We start from the raw sequence: 17620 nt of genomic DNA, 5'->3' as shown, positions 1-17620 counted from the left end.
AACTTGGCTGGGGCTTTTTTTGTGCTTTTATATTAAAGAATGTACTGGCTTAAATCCCGGTTTTTCATCATGTCGCGCAGGCGCTCGTCCACCAGCGCGGCCGTGATTTGCACGTGCGCGTGGGCTCCAATCTTGTCGGGTATGTCGTAGAGAATGTCGTTGAGCAGACGGCTCATCACCGTGTGCAGGCGGCGAGCGCCGATGTTTTCCACTTCGGCGTTTACCTCGGAAGCTATTTCGGCCAGCCGTTCCAGAGCCTCGTCGTCGAAGGTGAGTTCTACGTCTTCCGCTTTCAGCAAGGCCTCGTACTGCTTGGTGAGGGCATTTTTGGGGTCTTTCAGGATGCGGAAGAAGTCTTCCTTGGTCAGGCTTTGCAGCTCGACGCGGATGGGGAAGCGGCCCTGCAGCTCCGGAATGAGGTCGCTGGGCTTAGAGACGTGAAAGGCGCCGGCCGCGATGAACAAGATGTGGTCGGTGTTGACGATGCCGTACTTGGTGCTCACGGCCGAGCCTTCCACGATGGGCAGCAGGTCGCGCTGCACGCCCTGGCGGCTCACGTCGGGGCCGCCTTTGCCGCTGCCGCCGCTGGTGGCCACTTTGTCAATCTCGTCGATGAAGATGATGCCGGCATTTTCGCACTGCCGGACGGCTTCGTCCTTCACCTCGTCCATGTCGATGAGCTTGGCGGCTTCCTCGTCCAGGAGCAGCTTGCGGGCTTCGGCCACAGTCACCTTGCGCTTGCGGGTTTTCTTGGGCAGCATGTTGCCCAGCATGTCCTGCAGGCCCGAGAGCGTACCCTCGTCCATGCCGGGAGGCGCCCCCATGATGCCCACGCTGGGCCCCGACTGCGCCACCTGAATCTCGATTTTGCGGTCTTCGAGCTCCCCGTTCTTGATTTTCTGACGAAACCGCTCGCGGGTGCGCTCGTTCAGCTCGGCGTCAGACTGCGGCTCCTCTCCTCCCCCGCTGCCAAAGCCGAGGCCGGTTTTGGTGCCGGCGGGTTGAGGAATGGCCGGAATAAGGGCGTCGAGGATGATTTCCTCCACGGCGTCGGCGGCTTGGGCTTTCACGGCTTCCTGGCGGCGGGCTTTCACGCGGTTCACGCTTTGCTCGGCCAGGTCGCGCACCATGCTTTCCACGTCGCGGCCTACGTAGCCCACTTCGGTGAATTTACTGGCTTCTACTTTCACGAAAGGGGCGTCGGCCAAGTGGGCCAGGCGGCGGGCAATTTCGGTTTTGCCCACGCCGGTGGCCCCAATCATGAGGATGTTGTTGGGCACGATTTCGGCCTGCATGGCGGCCGGGGCGTGCAAGCGGCGCCAGCGGTTGCGCAGGGCAATGGCCACGTGGCGCTTGGCTTCGTGCTGGCCAATGATGTATTTATCCAGCTCGGCCACGATTTGGGCCGGGGTGAGAAAGGTGTCGTTGAGCATGAAATAGTGTACGAAGTTTGGAAGTGTATTGGGGACAAAAAAGCTGTCATCCTGAGCGCAGCGAAGGACCTTATCAACCTGGAACGAAAGCCGTTCTAACGTGATAAGGTCCTTCGCTGCGCTCAGGATGACAGACTTTATTCAATCCGACAAGGTTGTTACTCCTTCTTCTTGAACAAAGAATCCAGGTTGCGGGAAATCGTAAAATACTCGCTCGAACCGGCCGCCTGCAGCGTGGCGTGAGTGTAGTCTATCTGGAAAGTACTGATTTTGAGCATCGCGCCGAAACTAAGGCCGGCGCTGCCGCTGGTGTTGTCGAGGCGCAGCTCGCGGCGCTGGAGGTGGTTGTAGCCCACCCGCAGGTTGAAGCCCTTGCCCAGCACCAGGGCCGCGGCCACGGTAAAATGCCGGGCCAGGTTGTCGCCGAAGCTTTTGGTGGGTTTTTTCTCCACGCCGCTGCCGTCCAGCTGGCCGCGGGCGTTGGGGTCGAGGTACTGGATGTCCCACTGCTGCAGGTGGTGCGCCGTGAGGGAGATGCGCACGGGCATGTGCTCGGGCTTTACCGTGGCCCCGATTTGCACGTCGAGCGGCAGCGGGCCGCGCTCGGTGCCGGGGTAGGGCGAGAACTGGTAGCCGGCGTTTTTCACGGCCAGCCCGGCCGTGAAATCGGCCGTGGGGTGCTTGTAGACCACGCCCGCGTCGGCCACGCCGGCCAGCGAGCGGCTGCCCGCAATGCTGGACACGGCCAGCTTGGTGGTGGCGCCAAAAGTGAATTTGCCCTTGGTGTAAGAATCGGACACGCCCACCGTGTATTCATTCACCCCAATGGTGCCCAGGCTATTGCCGGCCAGGTCGTAGCTCTCAAAATCGCCGTAGTTGAGGTAAGTGACTCCGACGCCAAAGCGGCCGTATTTCTGGGTATTGAACACGTAGGCGGCCGTGCTCTGCTTGATGTCGGCCACGTAGGCCACGTAGCTCAGCGCCAGCCGGCCGTCCATCTCCTCGTTCAGCAAGGCCGGGTTGGCAAACAGCATGGTCGGGTCGTCGTTGCGGGCCGATACGCTCATGCCGCCCAACGCGGCCTGCTGGGCGCCGGTGGGCAAATCCAGAAACGGAAAAACCGTGCGGCCGCCCAGCTGCTGAGCCGCTGCGGGCCGCAGCCCCATTACTCCCAATAAAAGGCAAAAACCGGCAACCCGGTGCGTGGAAAGCTGCTTCATTGCTCTAAGTTACGGCCCGGGGCCTGTTGGTGCCGACTCAACGCCGGCCGTCGGGTTTTCGCGTACCCAGCATCGCAGAATTTATCAAGGCAGTTCGCGCTTTGGCGGCGATACCTCGCGTCAGGACCGCGAGCGTTCGCGCTTTTTCCCCGAAACCTCGCGGTCCGGGCGCGAACATTCGCGCTTCTTCCCCGAAACCTCATGGCCTGAGCCCGAGCGTTCGCGCTTTTTCCGCGACATCCCGCGCCCGGACCGCGAAGTGTCATGGCCCAAGCGCGAACGCTCGCGCCTTACTGCACTTCCACGCTGGGCCCGAGCACCGGCACGGGCTCATCACGCACGGGCAGCTTCTGCGGGTGCGGCACCAACTCATCGAGCAGGGCCACGCGCAGCACGTCGTCCACCCGCTCGGCGTAGTGAATGGTGAGGCCTTTGAGGTAGTCTTCCTGGATTTCCTCGATGTCCTTACGGTTTTTGGGGCACAGGATGATGTCCTTCATGCCGGCGCGGCGAGCCGCCAGCAGCTTCTCCTTGATGCCCCCGACCGGCAGCACTTTGCCGCGCAGGGTGATTTCGCCGGTCATGGCCAGCTTGGCGCGCACCCGGCGCTGGGTGTAGGCCGAGGCAATGCTGGTGAAAATGGCAATGCCTGCGCTGGGCCCGTCCTTCGGCACGGCGCCCTCGGGGAAGTGAATGTGCAGGTCGTACTGCTCAAACAGGCGGTAGTCGATGCCTATTTCATCGGCTCGTGAGCGCAGGTACGAAAGCGCCGTAATGGCCGATTCTTTCATCACATCGCCCAGCTGCCCGCTCAGCGTGAGCTTGCCGCGGCCCCGGCTCAGCAGGCTTTCCACGAACAGAATGTCGCCGCCCACGCTGGTCCAGGCCAGGCCCGTCACCACGCCGGCGGTGTCGTTGTCCTGGTACTGGTCGCGGTCGAAAATGGCCGCGCCGAGGATTTTGCGGATTTCCGCCGGCTCCATCACGGCGGGCAGCTCTTCCTTGCCGGCCTTGCGCCGGGCGAGGTTGCGCGTTACGGCGGCCAGCTTGCGCTCCAGGCCGCGCACGCCGCTTTCGCGGGTGTAGTCGTCGGCCACGCGGTGCAGCGAGGCATCGGTGATTTTTACCTCGTTCTCGCCCAGGCCGTGCTCCTTGAGCTGCTTGGGCCAAAGGTGCTTGCGGGCAATCTGTACTTTTTCTTCCTGGGTGTAGCCGGTGAGGTCGATGATTTCCATGCGGTCGCGCAGGGCCGGCTGAATGGTGTCGAGCGAGTTGGCTGTGGCAATGAACAGGACCTTGCTCAGGTCGTATTCCACCTCCAGGTAGTTGTCGGTGAAGGTGGCGTTTTGCTCCGGGTCCAGCACTTCGAGCAGGGCCGAGCTGGGGTCGCCGCGGAAGTCGCTGCTCACCTTGTCAATCTCATCGAGAATGATGACCGGATTAGAAGCCCCGGCCTTTTTAATCTGCGAGATGATGCGGCCGGGCATGGCCCCCACGTAGGTTTTGCGGTGCCCCCGAATCTCGGCTTCGTCGCGCACGCCGCCCAGGCTCATGCGCACGTACTTGCGGCCCAGGGCGGTGGCAATGCTGCGGCCGAGGCTGGTTTTGCCTACGCCGGGCGGGCCGTAGAGGCAGAGAATCGGCGCCTTCAAATCCTGCTTCAGCTTGAGCACAGCCAGGTATTCGAGGATGCGCTCCTTCACTTTTTCGAGGCCAAAATGGTCGGCATCGAGGATTTTTTTGGTTTGCTTAAGGTTGAACTTGTCCTTGGTGTACTCGCCCCAGGGCAGGTCCAGCAAGAACTCCACGTAGTTCACGCTCACCGAATAGTCGGGCGCCATGGGGTTGGTGCGGGCCAGCTTCTCCATCTCCTTTTTGAAATGAAGCGCCACCGGCTCGGGCCATTTCTTGGTTTCGGCGCGCTGGCGCAAGCGCTGCACGTCCTCGTCGGGGCCTTCCTGGCCCAGCTCGTCCTGGAGCGTTTTGAGCTGCTGGCGCAGGAAATACTCGCGCTGCTGGGCATCGATGCCGGTGTGGGTTTTGGAGCGAATGTCCTGCTTGATTTCCAGCAACTCGGCCTGGCTGAGCAGGGCTTCGAGCAGCTGGCGGGCCTGGGCTTCGGGGTCGGAGAGCTCCAACAGGCGCTGCTTGGCGGGCAGGTCGAGTTGCACGTTCGAGGACAGGAAGTGCGTGAGGAAGGCCGGCGACTGAATGCCGTCGAGCATGGCCCGGGCTTCCATCGGAATCTCGGGCGTGAGCTCCAGCACCTTGGTGGCGGCTTCGCGCAGGGCCTGCAGCAGGCCGAATTCGCCGGGCACGTCGGGGTTCAGGGCCACTTCTGAAAAATAGCGGACGCGGGCCACCAGCGGCGTGAAGCTAAGCTGCTCTTCGATGGCGAAGCGCACCTGGCCCTGCAGGATGATGGTAATCTGGCCGTCGGGCTGCTCCAGCAGCTTGAGGATGCGGGCCAGCGTGCCCACGGGGTGCAGTTCCTCGGTGGTGGGCTCGTCGGCGTCGGGGTTGAGCTGGGCCACCACGCCGAGGAGTTTGTCGGCGGCGTAGGCTTTGCGCACCAGCTTCACGCTTTTTTTGCGCGTCACCGTCACGGGCAGCACCACGCCGGGAAACAGCACGGTGTTGCGCACGGGCAGCAGGGACAGGGTGGGCGGCGCGTCATCGCCGCGCAGGAGGTGGTCGGGGTCGGCGGCCATGATGGCGATGGCTTCGGGTTGAGAGTTAGGGTCGCTGAGGGCCCGCAGGGGGAACGCAGCAGGAGTGTAAACAGATGCCAGACGCATGGACGAGAGAAAAGCCAGAAACAACGGCGACGGGTGCCACATTGGCAGCCCGTGGCGGAATGAAGCGGGAGGTACAAGGTACGGCTTCCCGCCGCGTTTGGACGTCAAGCGCCGTGCCAGGGGCGCGCGTACGCCAAAGCGGCGCACGCGGGAAGGAGTAACCGCTCACCTGCAGCATATAAATCACTAAATTGGTGGCAACTTGCGCCAATAATTATTTTTATTACTCTACCAATGCCGGTTTTATTGCGTCGGGGCGCGTTTCTTTTCTTGCTGCTATTGGGCGTGGTGAGCTCGTTTCAGGCCCAGGCCCAGCGCCGGCCAGTCAAGCGCATTCCCGCGGCGGCTTCGCCTTCGGCCGATACCACCAGCGGCGGCGCCTCGGCCTCGCCCAAAAAGGAGCCGACCAAGCCCACGCCCGCCATTGCGCCGGGCACCTACCGCGTGCGCGGCCTCAACAGCCGCGTGAGCCGCAAGCTGCACCTGCGCCCCGACGGCACTCCGGACTTTGTTTACACCAACCGCTACGCGTTTTACGAGGACAAAAAGGCGTTGCGCGCCATTGCCAAGGCCGAAAAGAAGCACCGCTACCACCAGGCCCGCCTGCAGCTGGAAGACTACGTGGCGCACTTCGGCCCCACCAATTTTGCCAAGAACACCGACATGCTCTGGCGCCTGGGCCAGCTGCTGGAGCGCGACAGCCAGACGGTGAAAGCGCGGGCGTACTACCGCTTGGCCCTCAAGCACCACCGCACCGACATCACGAAGGTGCAACTCTACTACGACTCGCTGGAACAGAAAAACCAGGACCTGTACGTGCCCCTCAAAACGTACTACGACCTGGTGGAGTACCGCAAGAACCTCAACACCTTCCACCCGCCCAAGGGGGTGTACACCAGCATGGGCGACGCCATCAACAGCAAGGCGCCGGACTACGGGCCGGCGCTGGGCGGCAACGACTCGGTGTTTTTGTTCAGCAGCAAGCGCAAGCGCCGCGGCATCACGGGGGTGGTGGACGAGGACTTGTACACCTCGCGCCGCGAGGGCATCAGTTGGACCGATGCCGAGCCGCTGCCGAAGCCGATTAATTCGCCCAACAATGAAGGGTCGGCGTGTTTGAGCAAGGACGGCCGGACCATCTACTTTGCCCGCTGCGAGTGCGCCACCTGCCGCGGCAACTGCGACCTCTACACCGCCACCAAGGGCAAGGACGGCAAGTGGGGCACGCCCAAAAGCCTGGGTTCGCTGGTGAACTCGCCGGCCTGGGACTCGCAACCCACGCTCTCGCAGGGCGAAGACACGCTGTATTTTGCCTCGGACCGGCTGGGCGGGTTTGGGCTGTCGGACATTTATTTCACCCACAAGCTGAAGAACGGGCAGTGGAGCCCGGCCGAAAACATGGGGCCGGTGGTGAACACGCGGGAAAGCGAGGTGAGCCCGTTTTACCACCCGCTCTACCACGTGCTGTACTTCAGCTCGCGCGGGCAGCTGCTGAATTTCGGGGATTTTGACATTTACAAGACCTACAAGGTGGCCGGGCGCTGGCAGGAGCCCCGCAACATTGGCCCGCTGGTGAACGGGAAGGGGTCGGAGTACTACTTTACCATCGACCGCGAAAGCAAAAACCTGTACTACGCGCGCTCCGAGGTGCAGGAAATCAACAACCTGGACCTGTACTCTTTTCCGCTGCCGATGGAGGCGCAGCCGCTGGCCACCACGCGGGTGGAGGGCACGCTCATCGACTCGGTGAGCGCCAAGCCGCTGAAGGGCATCGTGAGCATTATCGATACGGACAACGGGATTGAGGTGGCCAGCAAGTTCATCCGGCCCGACGGCACGTTTGACTTTGAGCTGATTGAGGGCTCGCACTACGCCATGCTGATTCAGAGCCCGGACTTTTTCTCGGTCGAAAAGCAGTTTGCGCTGAAGGGCGACACGGTGATGACGCTGCTCACCAACAGCATCGACTACAAGCTGCCGCTGATTTTCAAAAACCTGGAGTTTGAGGCGGGCAAGGCCAACGTGCTGCCGGCCATGCAGCCCACCCTGGACCGCATTGCGCTATTTATGGTGGACCACCCGGCGTTCCGGCTCAGCATTGCGGGCCACACCGACAGCAGCGGCGACCCGGAAGTGAACGAAAAGCTCTCGCAGGACCGGGCCGAGGAAATCCGCAAATACATCGAGCGCAAGGGCAAGCTCAAGCCCAACCGCATCGAAAGCTTCGGCTACGGCTCCACCCGGCCGCTGAAGGACGAGCTAACCGAAGCCGACGCCAAGGTGAACCGCCGGGTGGAGTTCCGCCTCATCAAGCCCGACGGCGACAAGCCCGCCGACGGCGGCGCGGACTGGAAGTAGCCCACGCCTTGCGGCCGTTTGCATATGCAAATGGACTGTTTGCTCGTGCAATCAAGCCGTTTGCATGTACAAACAGTCCATTTGTACATGCAATCAAGCCATTTGTATGTGCGAATAGCTTGATTGCATGTACAAATGGACTGTTCGCTCATACAAACAGACTGTTTGTATGAGCGAATGGCTTGATTGCATATACAAATAGCTTGATTGCAGGAGCAAACGGCTTGATTGTAGAAGCAAACAGTTTAATTGTAGGAGCAAACGGCTCGTGGGTATCTATTCCACGGCCAGCACCCGCACCACCTTGCCGTTAAAAGCGGCGTCTTCTCCCGCCCGCAGGCCTTTGAGGGCCACGGCCACCGGCGCGGCGGGCGAGACGGCGAAAACGTCGGTGCCTTCGAGCTTGCCGGCGCTGATGGCGATGTAGAACCGGCCCAGGCTGGTGCCGACGAGGGCGCCGGGGCGCACGGTGTCGCAGGGCGCGTCGGGGCTGATGCGGGCGAGTTCGGCTTGCAGCTGCTGGGCCTGCTGCATGTGGGCGGCGTTGCGGTCGCGCTCGGCGTTGGCCATTTCGCGGCCGGTTTCATACTTGTCGCCGGCGCTGCTCTTGGTTTCGGAGCTGGACGATTCCTGGGCGGCCTGCATGGCGGTGCGGGCGGCGCTGATGCGCTGCTCGATGAAGACCTGACAGGCGGCGTGGAGGGCGGGTTTTGAGGACATTAAATCAGTATTGGCCGCCGTGTGAAAAGATTGCGGGCATTTCCTGCGAGAAACCAGCCGCTGACCAGCGAAAGGAGCTTGGGTATCGGAAAGGGTATCGGCTTATTTCCGCTGCACTTTATCCAAGTTCCGTAAGTCGGCGGCGTCTTTTTGGCGGCCAGTGCTGGCTTTATTTTTTCGCAAATCGGCCAAGCTGATGAAGTTCACGGTTACGCCATCCCAGGTTGAAGGCTCGCAGGCCGCGTAGCAGTCAGCGAAGGTTACGCCGTCGATTTCATTCAGGATATCAATGCGCACCGGCGCAACGCCCAATTGAATGATTCCGCCCGGCGCCAGGAAATCGGCTTCTCGATACATACTGCCAAACCCGAAGTCGCCCATTACCTGTACCAGCAGGACGGCGTTTGCCGGGCTCACTTCCACCCATACATCGATGTCGCCGGTGAAGCGCAGGTAGCCATGATAAGCTACCGCATAGCCACCCACCACCATGTACCGGACTTTATGAGCGTTTAATAGCTCGATAAACTCTTTGAAGTCTTGGTCCAGGGAATTGGCTAGGGGCATGGCGATAGGTAAACCAGATGGATTGGATGCGCAAGTGTTCCAGTGCGGCAAGGCGTTCCTGCGGCGTTTTGGTCAGCCAATAGGCGACATCTTCGCTCTCCTGGTCGGCGTGCAAAGTGGTTTTGCGGGTAACGGTTTTATCGAGGCGGAGCACGGCTAAAGTTACGGATTTCTATCCCGCTAAGATGAGCCCCACCGCCACTTTCCTGTCATTCCCTAAACGCGGCACCTTGTTCTGCCCACCCAGCCGGCCCAGGCTTTTCATGTAGCGCTGGAAAGCGCCGACGGGCAGCGGCGTAAGCAGCAGCGGCACGAGAATGTTGCCCCGGCGCAGGTCGTCGTAGTAGCTGTTGCGGCGGCGCAGGGCCGTGTCTAAAGCCGCCGCGAAACTGCTGGCATCCTGCGGCGGGCGGGCAAATTCCACCAGCCACTCGTGGCGCGAGGGGGTGGTAGGGTCGTCGCTCACCAGCGGGGCCACGGTGAATTCAATGACTTCCACCTCCGGAAACTGCGCCATGGCTTCGCGCAGGGCCTGCTCCACCTCCTCCCCTATCACGTGCTCGCCGAAGGCCGACAGAAAGTGCTTGATGCGGCCCGTGACCACCACGCGGTGCGGCCGCAGGCTCACGAAGCGCACCGTGTCGCCGATGCTGTAGCCCCACAGGCCGGCGTTGGAGGTGAGGACGACGGCGTAGTTGCGGTCCAGCTCCACGTCGGCGATGGTGAGGCGGGGCGCGTCGGGCTCAAAAAACCGCTCGGCGGGCACGAATTCAAAGAAGATGCCGCTGTTCAGCAGCAGCAGCAGGCCCGGGTTGCCGGGCTCGTCCTGGAAAGCCAGGAAGCCCTCGGAGGCCGGAAACAGCTCGATGCTGTCCACGGGCCGGCCGATGCTCTCGAAGAGCTTGGCGCGGTAGGGCTCGAAGTTGACGCCGCCGTACACGAACAGGTTGAAGTCGGGAAACAGGTCTTTGATGGGCCGGCCGGTGCGGGCCGTGAGGCGGTCAAAATACATCTGCACCCACGGCGGAATGCCCGAAATCAGGGTCATTTGCTGGCCCAGCGTTTCGTCCACGATGCGCTCCAGCTTGGTTTCCCAGTCTTCGATGACGTTCGTTTGGTAGCTGGGCAGCTGGTTGCGGCGCAAGTAGGCGGGCACGTGGTGGTTGGCAATGCCCGAAAGCCGGCCCGTGCGGATGCCGTGGTGCAGCTCTAGCTCCGGCGAGCCCGACAGGAATATCAGCTTGCCATCCAGAAACTGGCTGCGCCCGGTGCGGTAGATGTAGTAGAGCAGCGCATCGCGGGCGCCGTCGATGTGGTTGGGGATGCTGTCCTTCGTTATCGGAATGTACTTAGTGCCCGAGGTGGTGCCGCTGGTTTTGGCCAGGTATAGCGGGCGGCCGGGCCAGAGCACGTCGGCCTCGCCGGCCTGGGTGCGGTCGAACCAGGGCTTGAGGGCTTCGTAGTCGCGCACGGGCACCTGGCGGGCCAGGTCGTGGGGTGTGCGCACAGCGCCCAGCTCGTGGGCACGGCCGAAAGCAGTGCCGGCCGCCGCGGCCGTGAGGCGCGCCAACAGCTCGCGCTGGGTGGCTTCGGGGCGTTGCTGCCAGCGCTCGTGGCGCCGGGCAATGTAGCGGGCCAGCGGCCGGCTCAGCGTAGCTTTTACTCCCATAATCTGTCGAAAAACGCCGTTTGGAGGGAAGCGAAGGTACGTTGGCCGGTTTCTTCGGCTACGGTTGAGGCAACCTCGCTACCTTGCCGCCGTTACCTGAACTCATTAATTTCACTCTTTCACTTCTCTCCATCATCATGGCAGACCACAAAGGCAGCGCCGCCTGGACCGGCGACATCAAAGGCCACGGCACCCTCAGCACCGAAAGCGGCCTCCTCAACGCCCCCTATTCCGTCGGCAGCCGTTTCGAAGGCAAGCCCGGCACCAACCCCGAAGAGCTCATCGGGGCGGCCCACGCCGGCTGCTACACCATGTACCTCACCAGCGTGCTCACCAAGCACGGCCACACGGTGAACACCATCAATACGACCAGCACCGTCACGATGAACCCCAACAACGGCCACCCCGTCATCGAGCGCATCCACATTTCGGTGGAAGGCAACGTGAGCGGCGGCAACATCACCGCCGACGACTTCCAGAAGCACGCCGAAGACGCCAAAGCCAACTGCCCCGTGTCGAAAGCCCTCAGCGCCGTGCCGGAAATGACGCTGGACGCGAAGTTTGTGGGCTAGTATTCTAATTAGAATACCAGAACGTCATGCAGAGCGTCAGCGAAGCATCTTTACCTCAATACTAAAATCAGTTAGTTGCGCGGTAAAGATGCTTCGCTGACGCTCTGCATGACGTTCTGGTATTTAGAACCGGCCGTTCTTTTCCTTCTGCCAACGCACAACTACTACCCAGCACTTAAATTTGCCCCATGCCCACTGGTACCACTCGCATCCGCCTTCGCCCCGCCAACACCTCCCGCGTCCCGTTCTGGGGGCAACTGGCCATCGGCTTTTTTTGGGTAGTGTACGTGCTGTTCATGATGGTCGGCGACCCCAACGCGCACGACTACCACTTCCTGCACTGGGTGTTTCTGGTGTTCAGCCTCGTCTACATCGGCTACGTGCTGGTGAACAATGCGCCTATCTTCGGCACCCAGAGCTATCTGGAGTTCACGCCCGGCTACATCGTGCACAAAAACGGCCTGTTCCGGCCCAAGCAGGTGTTCGCCGCCGAAAACATTGCCGCCCTGGAGCTCAAGCCAATGGTTCTGCGCGTGCGCCAGAAAGACGGCGAAATCTACGCCCTCAACCTGCGCGAAGTGAAAGGCAAGCGCCGCAAGCTGAGCTTCCGCGAGCAAGTGCGCGAGTTTGCCGCCAAGCACAACGTGCCCCTGCAAGAGGTAGCGCCCAGCAACGCGGCTTAGTCAAACAGCTGGCTGACCACGATTTCGGCACCCGTGACGGGGTCACGCAAGGTGTCGCCGTTGTAGAAGTACTTGTATTTCATCGGGGCCGAATACACGGCCACCGCCCGCAACTCGGGCACCACCAGCCAATACGACTGCACGCCGGCGGCGAAGTAGCGCCCGGCCTTTTCCAGCAATTCGGCAATCACCTGCGTCGGCGAGAGGATTTCGATGGCCGTGCGCGGCACTACCGACACGGCTGTGAAATCCGGGCCGGCCGAATTGGGCAAGGTCCCGGCTACAAACACCGCGACGTCAGGAATCATTTTGCCATCCGAAATCGACAGGCTGATTTCGGCCAGCACTTCGTAGCGGTCGAGCAGGAAGTTTTCGAGCTGTCGCACCAGCTGTTTTTGAATACGGGCGTGTTTGAGGCTGGGCATAGGCTTTCCGCGTTCCAGCTCGTAGTCAGAAATTTCGGGCGCAAGGGTTTCCATGGGTCGGGAACTTTCCCAAATGTAACGCCGCCGCCCCCGAAATAGGTGCCTTACTTTTTGGCGAACTTCTTCCGCAGTTCGTCCACCTGGTCGCGGAATTTCTTATCCGAATCCACCAAATCCGACACGGTTTGCACCGAGTGCATCACGGTGGTATGGTCGCGCCCGCCGAAGTGGAACCCAATGGTTTTCAGCGTGTGCGAGGTGTGGTGCTTGGCGAAGTACATGGCCACCTGCCGGGCCGTCACCACTTCCTTCTTGCGGGTTTTGTCTTTCAGCAACTCCACCGAGATGTTGAAATACGCGGCCACGGTCTTCTGAATGAAGTCGAGGTTCACCTCGGCCTCCACTTCCTCAATGATGTGGCGCAGGGCCTGCTTCACCATTTCCAGGTCAATGTCGCGGCGGCTCAGGCTGCTCTGCGCCACCAGCGAGGCGATGACGCCCTCCAGTTCGCGCACGTTGGTGTGCACCGAGTTGGCGAGGTAATCCACCACGTGGTCCGGCGGAATGTCGATGCCGTCCTGCTCCATCTTGTTGCGGATGATGGCCACCCGCGTCTCAAAATCCGGGCTTTGCACGTCGGCCGTCAGGCCCCACTTGAAGCGGTTCAGCAGCCGGTCTTCCAGGCCCAGCAGGTCCTTCGGCGGCCGGTCCGACGTCATCACAATCTGCTTGCCGGACTGGTGCAAGTGGTTGAAGATGTGGAAAAACATCTCCTGCGTCTTGCCCTTATTGGCCAGAAATTGCACGTCGTCCAGAATCAGGGCGTCGACCTGCAGGTAGAAGTTGGCAAAGTCCTGCACCTGCGCGCGCTGCACGCTGTCGATGAACTGGTTCGTGAACTTCTCGGCCGATACGTAGAGCACAAACCGCTCCGGCGAAGTGGCTTTGATGTGGTTGCCAATGGCTTGCACCAGATGGGTCTTGCCCAGGCCCACACCGCCGTACACCATCAGCGGGTTGAAGCTAGTGGTGCCGGGCTTGTTGGCCACCGCGAGGCCGGCCGAGCGGGCCAGCCGGTTGCAGTCGCCCTCAATGTAGTTGTCGAAGGTGTAGGAGCCGTTGAGCTGCGACGGCACGATGTTGCCGTCCATCGGCCGGGCCGTGTCGAAGGGATTGCGCGGCGGGGCCAGGGTTTCGGCCCCGGCCAGGGCGTTGGTGCCGAAGCTGCTGCGCTGCACGGGCCGCACGGCGCTCGAATTCACGTAGCGCGCCGAGGCCGCCCGGGCGCTGCCGGCCAACGGGTTGCCGGCGGGCGCGGGCGCCGGGCCGGCGCTTTGGGGCGCGTCGCGCGGGTCGGGCGCAGCGGCTTTGCGGGGCGGGGGCAGGTGCAGGGTTTTCGGCTGCGACTGCGAGTTGCCTTGGTCCACCACCACGCTGTATTCGAGGCGGCCTTCGGGGCCCAGTTCGCGGAACAGCGCCTGCCGCAGCTCGTCTACGTAGTGCTCCTCCAGCCAGTCGTAAAAATAGGCGCTCGGCACCTGAATGGTCAGCACGTTGCCCTTGAGCTCAACGGGCACAATGGGCTGGAACCAGGTCTTGAAGCTCTGCTCCCCGATTTCCGCCGATATGCTGCGCAAGCAGCCAGCCCAAACCGTGCGAAAATCCTTGAGCATGAGAGCAATTAGACAAAAACCGGGGCGCCGCCGGCAACGAAAACAATGAAAAAAGCTGCGCCTTATTGGCGGCGCATTTTTTTAGAGGGGGACAAAATTGTGGAAAACTCTGCACTTAAAAAAGCCGCAAAGCACTTGTTTATGTCGTGCTTTTAACAGGCGGCGCGAACCGGCACCACAGCGGCACTTGCCAGCCCGGGCCGCTTGCTTTTCACCGAAAACTCATAATCCAATCTTCCCAGATTGATACCCGACCAGCCCACCTGATTGATGAGCGTGGTGTGCCCGTCGGGGGTGGCAATGGGCTCCGGCGCGTCCATGAACGTGTGGGTGTGCCCGCCCAGTATGAGGTCGATGCCCGACACCTGCGCGGCCAGCTTGCGGTCGTCGAGTTTGGCGTTGTCGTACTTGTAGCCGAGGTGCGAGAGGCAGATGACGAGGTCGCATTTTTCGGGGCCGCGCAGCTGGGCCACCATCTCCTTGGCCTTGGCCACGGGGTCGAGGTACACGGTCTGGCCGAAGTTTTTGTCGGCCACCAGGCCGCTTAGCTCAATGCCCAGCCCGAACACGCCGATGCGGATGCCCTGCTTCTCGAACACTTTGTAGGGCGCAAACCGGCCGGCCAGCGGCGTTTTGGAGAAGTCGTAGTTGGCGATGAGGAAGGGGAAAGTGGCGTTGGGCAGCTGGCGCTGCAGGCCTTCGAGGCCGTTGTCAAAGTCGTGGTTGCCGAGGGTGCTGGCGTCGTACTGCATCTGGCTCATGAGCTTGTATTCCAGCTCGCCGCCGAAGAAGTTGAAGTAGGGCGTGCCCTGGAAAATGTCGCCCGAATCGAGCAGCAGCACGTTGGCTTCCTGGGCCCGAATGTCTTTGATGAGGGCCGCGCGCCGCGCCATGCCGCCCAGCCCGGCCCACTGCCCGCCGTTGTCGGGAAAGGGCTCGATGCGCGAGTGCATGTCGTTGGTGTGCAGGATGGTGAGCTTCACCGGCGCTTTGGCGGCGGTGGCGGCCTGGGCGGCGTTGGCCACGCTGCCCAGCACGCTGAGGCCGGCGGTGCCGAGGATGGAATTGCGGAGGAATTCGCGGCGCTTCATGATGGAGAATTATGAATTAAAAATTATGAATCATGAATTGAGTTTCTGAAGCATGAATTGCCTGGAATCGCCTAGCCAAACAATTCATGCTTTCTAATTCATAATTCTTAATTGGCCCGCACCCGTCCTTCGACCCGGGCCGTGATGGGCTGGCCGGCTTTGGTCAGCTCGCGGATGTAGTCGGCGATGGCGGTGCGGAGCAGCACGTTGGTGTGGCGCGGCACCAGAGTTTTGAAGAACCCCATGTTGTCGCCGCCGGTGGCCAGGTAGTCGGAAATGGCAATGGGCCAGGTGCGGTTGTCGTTGACATCAAACGGCTGGCCGCCGATGCGGATGTCCTTGGGCAGGCCGTCGAAGGTGACGGTGTAGGTGGCGCCCGAAACGGCCATTTTGACGTGCGCGGCGTAGTCGAACAGCTGCTGCACCACCGGTCCGGGCGCGTCAAGCACCACCAGCTCGTTTTCAAACGGCATCAGCTCAAACACCGAGCCTAGCGTGACGGGGCCGGCCGCGAAGCCGGCGCGCAGGCCGCCGTTGGTCATCACGCCCAGGGCGATGGGCTGCTTGAGCTCGCGGCTGGCGCGGGTGCGCTGCAGGTCGGCCACGAAGTTGGACAGCGGGTTTTCGCCGGGGGCTTTCGTGAGGGGGGCCGGGGCGGTGCCCAGCACTTCGGTCATCTGGGCCGTCACGCGGTCGTGGTAGGGCGCGATGAGAGCCGCCACAGCCGGGTCTTCGGCCTGGGTTTTGCCCACGGGTTGGCTGGTGACGGGCGCAAAATGGGCCGTGGGCGTGTAGGCCGCGCGCTGGCAGGCCGGCACCCCGGCCAGTGCCAGCAATACTAAAATCAGGGGGGAAACCGAACGAGAGCCGGGCAAGGTTATATGCATGAATGCAAAAATAAGGGCGCCAAGCCCGGCGATGGGCTCGTGGGAAGCACAAGAAGGCTAAACGCAAGCAATAAAGCCCTGCCCCGCGGGCGACCAGCGCGACCAGGCAGTGGGAAAAGCTTTTGTGCCAACGTTTATTAACGAAAGGTCCGGCCTACTTGGTGAAAGTATACCCCAGCAAAGCAAAATAGCGTTGGTTGGCAGTGCCAGTGCCAACGGTGCTGATAATGCCTGAACTCCGCTCAGTCCGAAGTTCCAGGGTGAGCAAGCGGCCCGCCAGCGTTGCCAGGCGCCCGCCTATGCTGCCTACAAAGCCATATTCAAAGTCATTCACCCCCGAGCCCACTTCTTCTTCTAAGGTCTTCGAGTCATTGTACTCGATAACGCCCGCGCGGTTGGCGTAGCCAGTTTGCAGAGACGTGTCGAAGCGCAGGCGCCGCGCGTAGCTCACCCCGGCCTGTGCAAATGGCCGAAGCCGCCCGGTGGGATACGTGTAGCGCACTAGCAGGGGCAGGCGCAGGTAGGTTAAATCAAGACGGGTGCGCTGGTGGGCGCCGCCAAAATTGACCCCGCGCGAATACGTGTCTAAGTACCGCTGCTGCTCTACCAGCGCCTCGAAGCGTAAACTTAGTTTTTCGCTGAGGCTGGAAATTGGTATGTCCGCGCTCAGGCCCAAGGTGGGCAGCGGACTGCTCACGAACCGGCCAGTGACCAATATGCCCTCGCCGTCGGCCGTGAGGTGGCTGGTTTCAGCGCCAAGCAACAAGCCGTAGCGCACCCGCTGCCTGGCGCTGCTGACGGGTGACTGGGCGACCGCAGTCGCAGCTGCAGCCGCAATTGCGGCAGCTGGCACCCGACAGGTGTTGTAACCCTGCACAATGGCCGTGAGGGCCGAAGCAGTGAAAGGCAGGCTGGCAATCTGAAGGCGGGCCGCTTCACAGTCAGCCATCAGCTCGGTGAGCACGCTGCGGTAGAGGCGGATATTGCGATAGGCCCGGGTCACGCCTTGCGACTCGGCCGGGCGCTGGGCTACCAGTTCGGCGGGCGGGCGCGGGGTCTGCTCCGAAGCCGAGGCAACAAAATACCGGTCGACCCCGGCCTTGCTGCGCATGCGGTAGAGCGCGAGCGGGCCGGTGGCCAGCAGCTCCATAAACACCGGCGCCGGGGGCGCGACGTAGGCGTACTGCACACTGTCGGTGGTGGCCAGCAGCTGCGAGCGGAACTCCCGTCCGCCTGTGAAGCCGTACCCCCGAATCTGAGCGGGGGTGTACGACGACACGTCGACAGTGGCGGTGGGGCGGAAGCGGCAGATTTCGGCACTACGCGCGGCACCGCGGTAGTCGGTCTGGCCGCGTACGGTGTCACCGCTTAAACGCACGATGTAGCCGGCCCGAAAATCGGCTTGGGCCCGGACCGCCCCGGCAGTGCCAAACCAACAGGTGAACGCCAGGAAGTAGAATAGTTTTTGATTCATAAAAGCAGGCAACAAGAGAAATGAGGGCAGCTTGCAGGAACCAGCAAAGC

At 61.8% G+C, this 17620-nt stretch carries 15 protein-coding genes; 4 read left to right on the top strand and 11 right to left on the bottom strand.

Annotated elements, in window-relative coordinates:
* Positions 1-32 precede the first annotated feature (32 nt).
* From hslU to lon, 3 genes are all read right to left on the bottom strand, one after another.
* Positions 33-1433, bottom strand: a complete 1401-nt coding sequence (gene hslU, locus I2H31_RS02675) for an ATP-dependent protease ATPase subunit HslU (protein WP_196291450.1) — start codon at positions 1431-1433, stop codon at positions 33-35.
* 158 nt (positions 1434-1591) lie between these two features.
* Positions 1592-2653, bottom strand: a complete 1062-nt coding sequence (gene porQ / locus I2H31_RS02670) for a type IX secretion system protein PorQ (protein ID WP_230687398.1) — start codon at positions 2651-2653, stop codon at positions 1592-1594.
* A gap of 290 nt (positions 2654-2943) precedes the next feature.
* Positions 2944-5364, bottom strand: a complete 2421-nt coding sequence (lon, locus tag I2H31_RS02665) for an endopeptidase La (RefSeq protein WP_230687449.1) — start codon at positions 5362-5364, stop codon at positions 2944-2946.
* A 321-nt stretch (positions 5365-5685) separates the two neighbouring features.
* On the opposite strand from lon, the gene I2H31_RS02660 reads away from it, so the two are divergent.
* The gene (locus I2H31_RS02660) at positions 5686-7809 is read left to right on the top strand and encodes an OmpA family protein (RefSeq protein WP_196291448.1); all 2124 of its coding nucleotides are present in this window, start codon (positions 5686-5688) and stop codon (positions 7807-7809) included.
* Positions 7810-8085: 276 nt separating this feature from the next.
* Here the strand turns inward: I2H31_RS02660 and I2H31_RS02655 are convergent, their stop codons facing one another.
* On the bottom strand, positions 8086-8529 hold the full coding sequence (locus I2H31_RS02655) for a 3-oxoacyl-ACP synthase (protein WP_196291447.1): 444 nt from the start codon (positions 8527-8529) through the stop codon (positions 8086-8088).
* 102 nt (positions 8530-8631) lie between these two features.
* Positions 8632-9096, bottom strand: a complete 465-nt coding sequence (locus I2H31_RS02650; protein ID WP_230687397.1) for a nucleotidyltransferase — start codon at positions 9094-9096, stop codon at positions 8632-8634.
* Between I2H31_RS02650 and I2H31_RS02645 the strand changes: the two genes are divergently transcribed.
* Positions 9095-9256, top strand: coding sequence for a hypothetical protein (locus tag I2H31_RS02645; protein ID WP_196291446.1), 162 nt, complete (start codon positions 9095-9097; stop codon positions 9254-9256). The two genes, I2H31_RS02650 and I2H31_RS02645, sit on opposite strands and share 2 nt — an antisense overlap.
* Before the next feature lie 12 nt (positions 9257-9268).
* On the opposite strand, the gene I2H31_RS02640 is transcribed toward I2H31_RS02645, so the two are convergent.
* A complete protein-coding gene (locus tag I2H31_RS02640; protein WP_196291445.1) occupies positions 9269-10765 on the bottom strand; it encodes a GH3 family domain-containing protein in 1497 nt (498 codons plus the stop codon).
* A gap of 137 nt (positions 10766-10902) precedes the next feature.
* Between I2H31_RS02640 and I2H31_RS02635 the strand changes: the two genes are divergently transcribed.
* Complete coding sequence (locus I2H31_RS02635) at positions 10903-11337, top strand: OsmC family peroxiredoxin (RefSeq protein WP_196291444.1); 435 nt, start codon at positions 10903-10905, stop codon at positions 11335-11337.
* A 188-nt stretch (positions 11338-11525) separates the two neighbouring features.
* A complete protein-coding gene (locus I2H31_RS02630) occupies positions 11526-12020 on the top strand; it encodes a hypothetical protein (RefSeq protein ID WP_196291443.1) in 495 nt (164 codons plus the stop codon).
* Here the strand turns inward: I2H31_RS02630 and I2H31_RS02625 are convergent.
* The 5 genes from I2H31_RS02625 to I2H31_RS02605 form a co-directional block, all read right to left on the bottom strand.
* Entirely contained in the window at positions 12017-12499 is a 483-nt protein-coding gene (locus tag I2H31_RS02625) for a Uma2 family endonuclease (RefSeq protein ID WP_262895750.1), read from the bottom strand. The genes I2H31_RS02630 and I2H31_RS02625 overlap by 4 nt on opposite strands.
* 50 nt (positions 12500-12549) lie before the next feature.
* A complete protein-coding gene (gene dnaA / locus I2H31_RS02620; protein WP_196291441.1) occupies positions 12550-14118 on the bottom strand; it encodes a chromosomal replication initiator protein DnaA in 1569 nt (522 codons plus the stop codon).
* A gap of 152 nt (positions 14119-14270) precedes the next feature.
* Positions 14271-15209 (bottom strand): bifunctional metallophosphatase/5'-nucleotidase, encoded by a 939-nt coding sequence (locus I2H31_RS02615; protein ID WP_196291440.1) that lies wholly within the window; start codon positions 15207-15209, stop codon positions 14271-14273.
* A 107-nt stretch (positions 15210-15316) separates the two neighbouring features.
* Positions 15317-16096, bottom strand: a complete 780-nt coding sequence (locus tag I2H31_RS02610) for a 5'-nucleotidase C-terminal domain-containing protein (RefSeq protein WP_196291439.1) — start codon at positions 16094-16096, stop codon at positions 15317-15319.
* A 154-nt stretch (positions 16097-16250) separates the two neighbouring features.
* A complete protein-coding gene (locus I2H31_RS02605) occupies positions 16251-17570 on the bottom strand; it encodes an outer membrane beta-barrel protein (RefSeq protein ID WP_196291438.1) in 1320 nt (439 codons plus the stop codon).
* Positions 17571-17620: the final 50 nt, after the last annotated feature.

The sequence above is a fragment of the Hymenobacter ruricola genome (assembly GCF_015694525.1).
Lineage (GTDB): Bacteria > Bacteroidota > Bacteroidia > Cytophagales > Hymenobacteraceae > Hymenobacter > Hymenobacter ruricola.
The sequence above is the reverse complement of the archived record's forward strand: the minus strand, read 5'-3'. Positions and strand labels throughout refer to the sequence as shown.

Bases quoted from the DNA above. Each gene is read 5' to 3' on its own strand.
- dnaA (WP_196291441.1), bottom strand. From the start codon at position 14,118: ATGCTCAAGGATTTTCGCACGGTTTGGGCTGGCTGCTTGCGCAGCATA.
- I2H31_RS02650 (WP_230687397.1), bottom strand. From the start codon at position 9,096: ATGCCCCTAGCCAATTCCCTGGACCAAGACTTCAAAGAGTTTATCGAG.
- hslU (WP_196291450.1), bottom strand. From the start codon at position 1,433: ATGCTCAACGACACCTTTCTCACCCCGGCCCAAATCGTGGCCGAGCTG.
- I2H31_RS02660 (WP_196291448.1), top strand. From the start codon at position 5,686: ATGCCGGTTTTATTGCGTCGGGGCGCGTTTCTTTTCTTGCTGCTATTG.
- I2H31_RS02635 (WP_196291444.1), top strand. From the start codon at position 10,903: ATGGCAGACCACAAAGGCAGCGCCGCCTGGACCGGCGACATCAAAGGC.
- lon (WP_230687449.1), bottom strand. From the start codon at position 5,364: ATGGCCGCCGACCCCGACCACCTCCTGCGCGGCGATGACGCGCCGCCC.
- I2H31_RS02630 (WP_196291443.1), top strand. From the start codon at position 11,526: ATGCCCACTGGTACCACTCGCATCCGCCTTCGCCCCGCCAACACCTCC.
- porQ (WP_230687398.1), bottom strand. From the start codon at position 2,653: ATGAAGCAGCTTTCCACGCACCGGGTTGCCGGTTTTTGCCTTTTATTG.
- I2H31_RS02625 (WP_262895750.1), bottom strand. From the start codon at position 12,499: ATGGAAACCCTTGCGCCCGAAATTTCTGACTACGAGCTGGAACGCGGA.
- I2H31_RS02655 (WP_196291447.1), bottom strand. From the start codon at position 8,529: ATGTCCTCAAAACCCGCCCTCCACGCCGCCTGTCAGGTCTTCATCGAG.
- I2H31_RS02605 (WP_196291438.1), bottom strand. From the start codon at position 17,570: ATGAATCAAAAACTATTCTACTTCCTGGCGTTCACCTGTTGGTTTGGC.
- I2H31_RS02640 (WP_196291445.1), bottom strand. From the start codon at position 10,765: ATGGGAGTAAAAGCTACGCTGAGCCGGCCGCTGGCCCGCTACATTGCC.
- I2H31_RS02610 (WP_196291439.1), bottom strand. From the start codon at position 16,096: ATGCATATAACCTTGCCCGGCTCTCGTTCGGTTTCCCCCCTGATTTTA.
- I2H31_RS02615 (WP_196291440.1), bottom strand. From the start codon at position 15,209: ATGAAGCGCCGCGAATTCCTCCGCAATTCCATCCTCGGCACCGCCGGC.
- I2H31_RS02645 (WP_196291446.1), top strand. From the start codon at position 9,095: ATGGCGATAGGTAAACCAGATGGATTGGATGCGCAAGTGTTCCAGTGC.